Origin of the sequence: Mesorhizobium sp. M7A.F.Ca.CA.001.10.2.1, assembly GCF_003998575.1 — a bacterium.
GTDB lineage: Bacteria > Pseudomonadota > Alphaproteobacteria > Rhizobiales > Rhizobiaceae > Mesorhizobium.
This window is the reverse complement of the sequence record NZ_RZQY01000522.1, coordinates 1-4,332: the sequence shown is the minus strand read 5'-3', so window position 1 is coordinate 4,332 and position 4,332 is coordinate 1. Positions and strand designations below refer to the sequence as shown.

Sequence of the window (4,332 nt, the reverse complement as noted above, 5' to 3'; positions counted from 1 at the left end):
CCGCTGCCGGGCCGGGGGAGAATTTATGTACAAGCTTTATACCCGTCCCGGCAGCGGCGGCTTCGTGGTCGAGGCGGCGCTGGCGCTGGCCAATGTACCATTTGAGCAGATCGACGTGCCGAAGACCGACCGGCCCGATCCCGCCTTCCTCGACATCAGTCCGTTGAACCAGGTGCCGGTGCTGACCTTGCCGGACGGAAGCTCGATGACCGAATCGGCAGCGATCTGCATCGTGCTTGCCGAGCGACACCCCGACGCCAATTTGGCGCCGGGAGCAGAAGCGCCTGCCCGCGCGGATTTCCTGCGCTGGATGGCCTTTATGTCGTCTGTTCTCTATTCGGCGGTGCTGCGTTTCTACTACGCATACCGCTACACTGCCGATCCCGAAGGCACCAAGGCGGTCAAGCAGGCGGCCGTGGCAGAGATGGACCGCGGCTTTGCCGTTCTCGATGCCGCGCTCGAAGGCCGTGACTGGCTGGTCGGTGACCGGATGTCGCTGGCCGACATCTATCTGGTCATGCTGGTGGCCTGGTATCCCGACATCGACAGCGCGCGGACGGCATGGCCGAACATCGAACGCCTGTGGGCGCGGCTGCGCGACCATCCGCTGATGAAGACGCTCAACACCTCGCACGAGATGTGGCCGGGCTGAAGCTCAATTTCTGAGCACCGCTCTTTTTCCTTGCAGGAACCGGCGCACCGCCGGGTCGCGCTCGAGGCCGATCGCCCGGTCATAGGCTTCGCAGGCTTGCGGTACCTGACCAAGCCTGGCCAGGAGACCGGCGCGTGCGGCCCAATAGGGCTGGTACTCGTCAAGCCGCTTGTCGTCGCCCAGCACGTAAAGAGCCGCCAATCCGGCCACTGCGCCCTCGGCCTCGGCGATCGCCACCGCGCGGTTTATCGCCACCACCGGCGATCCTGCGATCGAAAGCAGCGCGTCGTAGAGTTCCTGGATTGCCACCCAGTCGGTGCGGCCGGTGAGCCTTCGTGCCGCATGCGCGGACTGCACGGCCGCCTCAAGCTGGTAGCGGCCGATGACGCCCTTGGCCGCTGCGTGGGAAAGCAGCGCTTCCGCCTCGTCGATGAGGGCACGGTCCCATAGAAGGCAATCCTGCTCCGCCAACGGCACGAAGTCGCCTTCGGCGCTGCGCCGTGCGGCGCGGCGAGACTCGGCAAACAGCATCAGCGACAACAGGCCCAGTGCCTCCGGTTCCTCCGGCATCAGCGAGGCCACCAGCCGGCCGAGCCAGATGCCTTCGGTCGCCAGGTTGCGGCGCCGCGTTTCGGTGCCGGCCGGATCGGACCAGCCTTCGGCGAAGGCGGCATAGATCGCCTCCAGCACCGCGTCCAGCCTTTCGCCGAGTTCGGCCCGCTCCGGCACGCGGAACGGAATGCCGGTTTCACGGATGCGGCTCTTGGCCCGCACCAGGCGCTGGCCCATGGTTGCGGGCGAGACCAGGAAGGCGGAGGCGATCGTCGCGGCGTCGAACCCCAGCACCGTCTGCAGAATGAGCGGCGAACGCACGCTCGATTCGATCGCCGGATGGGCGCAAGCGAACATCAGCCGCAGCCGATCGTCGGGCAGGTCTTCCTCGGTCATGCGTTCCTCCGCCTCCTGCGCAATCAGCTTGAGATGCTCGCGGCCGGCCTCGCTGGTGAGCCGCCGCCGCACCGCATCGACACGGCGCCGCCGCGCCACCGCCAGCAGCCAGGCTTCCGGCTTTTCCGGCACGCCGGTTCGCGGCCAGCGCTCGAGGGCGGCGGCAAAGGCATCGGCCAGCGCGTCCTCGGCGGCGGCCACGTCGCGCGTACGCGCAGCGAGCCAGGCGACCAGCTTGCCGTAGCTCTGCCGGGCGGCAGCCTCGGCGGCCGCCCGGGCGTTCTCGGAGCGACTGTCCATCACATCGTCATTTCTCAGACAGGTACTCGGTCAGTTCCCAGATCGGCCGCAGCTCGACAGTGCCGGCGCTGGCCGCCGGGCAGCGCGCCGCCCAGGCGATCGCGGCGTCGGCATCCGCAGCCTCGATCATGTAGAAGCCTGCAAGCTGCTCCTTGGTGTCGGCATAGGGGCCGTCGAGGACGTTGGTCTTGCCACCAGCCACCCGAACCGAGGTGGTCGCCTGACTCGGGCGCAGCCGGTCACCGGCCAGCCACGCGCCGGATTTCTTCAGGGCCTCAGTATAGGCGCCATAGGCGGCACTCATCTGGTAGGTCGCCTCGGCCGGGGCATTCGCCATCGCGGCTTCGTCGGCGTAAATCAAAATCATGTATCGCATGGTCTTCTCCCGTTGTTTCGAAGGCCGCGTCGTTGCGAGCCGGACGTATGTCGCGCGGCAGCGCACGATTTCGACAGGATGCGGAAAACTTTCCGCTCCGACGGATTTTTGTGCAAGCCGCCATCTGCTTCCCGATCTCTCAACCGTTCGTCTAACGAGCACAATTGCGGGTTGGCATTTCCGGCCCACTGTCTAAACTCGCCCCGGTTCGCACCTGGGAGGCGGTGCGGTCGTCGATATTTCAGGGAGGGAAATCGGATGTTTCATTTCAGAACGAAACTTGTTGCAGCCGGCGCTGTGGCGCTGTCACTTGGCCTTGGCGCTGTGTCGGCAGGAGCCCAGGAATTCATCAACGTGCTGACCGGCGGCACATCCGGCGTCTATTATCCGCTCGGCGTGGCGTTGTCGGAAATCTACGGCAAGGGCATCGAAGGCGCTCGCACCCAGGTGCAGGCGACCAAGGCTTCGGTTGAAAACCTCAATCTGCTGCAGCAGGGCAAGGGCGAGATCGCCTTTGCGCTCGGCGATTCCGTCAAGATGGCCGCCGAAGGCAATGCCGAGGCCGGTTTCCCAGGCAAGCTCGACAAATTGCGCGGCATCGCCGCCATCTATCCCAATTACATCCAGATCGTCGCCAGCCAGGAGTCCGGCATCAAGACGCTGGCCGACCTCAAGGGCAAGAGCCTGTCGGTCGGCGCACCGGCGTCGGGCACCGAACTCAATGCGCGCGCGATCTTCGCCGCCGCGGGGCTGAAATACGAGGATCTCGGCCGGGTCGAATACCTGCCCTTCGCCGAATCGGTCGAGCTGATCAAAAACCGGCAGCTCGACGCCACTCTGCAATCGGCCGGACTCGGCGTCGCCTCGATCCGCGACCTCGCCACCTCGGTGCCGATCAATGTCGTGGCGGTGCCGGCCGAGGATGTTGCGAAGATCGGCTCGCCCTATCTTTCGGTGGTCATTCCCAAGGGTACCTATGAGGGCCAAAGCGAGGATGTCGCCACCGCCGCCGTCGGCAATTTCCTCATCACCCGCGCCGATGTCTCCGACGAGATCGCCTATCAGATGACCAAGCTGATATTCGACCATCTCGACCAGCTTGCCGCGGCCCATGCCGCCGCCAAGGCGATCGACCAGGCCAAGGCGCTCGACGGCATGCCAGTGCCGCTGCACCCCGGTGCGGAACGGTATTACAAGGAGAAGGGATTGTTGAAGTAGCGGAGCATGGCTCGGCTATCGGAGATGCACTCGCCAGGCGTCCCCCTCTGCCCTGCCGGGCATCTCCCCCTCAAGGGGGGAGATTGGCCGTCACCATACCTTTCGCCATTCGCTAGCGTTGCAGAACGTGCGCAGACACCGACGCTGCTGATCTCCCCTGAGGGGGAGATGTCCGGCAGGACAGAGGGGGGCGCCTCGCACTACACTTCGCTCCTTCTGGAGACAGTCGGATGAGCGAAGCATCGTCTGGAACAACGACCGACGGCAAATCCACCACCTTCCATCTGCCTGCCGTCGAAGAACAGGTCGAAGGCCTGCCACCCGGCTTCGGCGACGGCATCGCCGGCAAGGCCGCCTTTCTCATCGCCGTCGCCTTTTCCGTGTTCCAGATCTATGTCGCCGCCTATGGCAGCATGCCGAGCCAGGTGGTGAGGGCGATGCATGTCGGCTTCCTGCTGCTGCTCGGCTTCGGCCTGATCGCCAATCTGCGCGCCAAGAGCATGCCGGCCAAAGCAGCGTTCTGGGCGCTCGGGGCGCTCGGCTTCGGCACCGGCCTGTACAATTGGGTGTTCTACACCGACCTCATCCGCCGCTCCGGCTTCCTGACCACGCCGGATCTCATCGTCGGCGCGGTGCTGGTGGTGCTGGTCTTCGAGGCGGCGCGGCGGCTGATGGGGCTGCCGCTGGCGATCATCGCCTTCATCTTCCTCGCCTACTGCTTTTTCGGCAACCATCTGCCGCCGCCGCTCGTCCATCGCGGCTATGATTTCGCCCAGCTGGTCGACACCTTCGCCTACGGCACCGAAGGCATCTACGGCACGCCGATCTATGTCTCGGC

General features: G+C 65.3%; 4 protein-coding genes and 1 pseudogene. 3 read left to right on the top strand and 2 right to left on the bottom strand.

The features are described from left to right. Positions 1 to 25 precede the first annotated feature (25 nt). The gene (locus EN964_RS26360) at positions 26 to 652 is read left to right on the top strand and encodes a glutathione S-transferase family protein (RefSeq protein ID WP_127267554.1); all 627 of its coding nucleotides are present in this window, start codon (positions 26 to 28) and stop codon (positions 650 to 652) included. A 3-nt stretch (positions 653 to 655) separates the two neighbouring features. Here the strand turns inward: EN964_RS26360 and EN964_RS26355 are convergent, their stop codons facing one another. Together EN964_RS26355 and EN964_RS26350 are read right to left on the bottom strand one after the other, a co-directional pair. Then, the gene (locus tag EN964_RS26355; protein WP_127267555.1) at positions 656 to 1,900 is read right to left on the bottom strand and encodes an RNA polymerase sigma factor; all 1,245 of its coding nucleotides are present in this window, start codon (positions 1,898 to 1,900) and stop codon (positions 656 to 658) included. 7 nt (positions 1,901 to 1,907) lie between these two features. After that, positions 1,908 to 2,276: a YciI family protein gene (locus EN964_RS26350; RefSeq protein WP_127267556.1), complete on the bottom strand. Its 369-nt coding sequence runs from the start codon at positions 2,274 to 2,276 to the stop codon at positions 1,908 to 1,910. Between the two features lie 258 nt (positions 2,277 to 2,534). Here EN964_RS26350 and EN964_RS26345 point away from each other — a divergent pair, with 258 nt between their 5' ends. Continuing rightward, complete coding sequence (locus EN964_RS26345) at positions 2,535 to 3,494, top strand: TAXI family TRAP transporter solute-binding subunit (protein ID WP_127267557.1); 960 nt, start codon at positions 2,535 to 2,537, stop codon at positions 3,492 to 3,494. A gap of 230 nt (positions 3,495 to 3,724) precedes the next feature. After that, positions 3,725 to 4,332 (top strand): annotated as a pseudogene (locus tag EN964_RS26335) (TRAP transporter permease); the annotation flags it as partial.

What these genes read in the sequence shown, in the direction of transcription:
- EN964_RS26360 (WP_127267554.1), top strand. Translation starts at nt 26, where the DNA reads ATGTACAAGCTTTATACCCGTCCCGGCAGCGGCGGCTTCGTGGTCGAG.
- EN964_RS26355 (WP_127267555.1), bottom strand. Translation starts at nt 1,900, where the DNA reads ATGGACAGTCGCTCCGAGAACGCCCGGGCGGCCGCCGAGGCTGCCGCC.
- EN964_RS26350 (WP_127267556.1), bottom strand. Translation starts at nt 2,276, where the DNA reads ATGCGATACATGATTTTGATTTACGCCGACGAAGCCGCGATGGCGAAT.
- EN964_RS26345 (WP_127267557.1), top strand. Translation starts at nt 2,535, where the DNA reads ATGTTTCATTTCAGAACGAAACTTGTTGCAGCCGGCGCTGTGGCGCTG.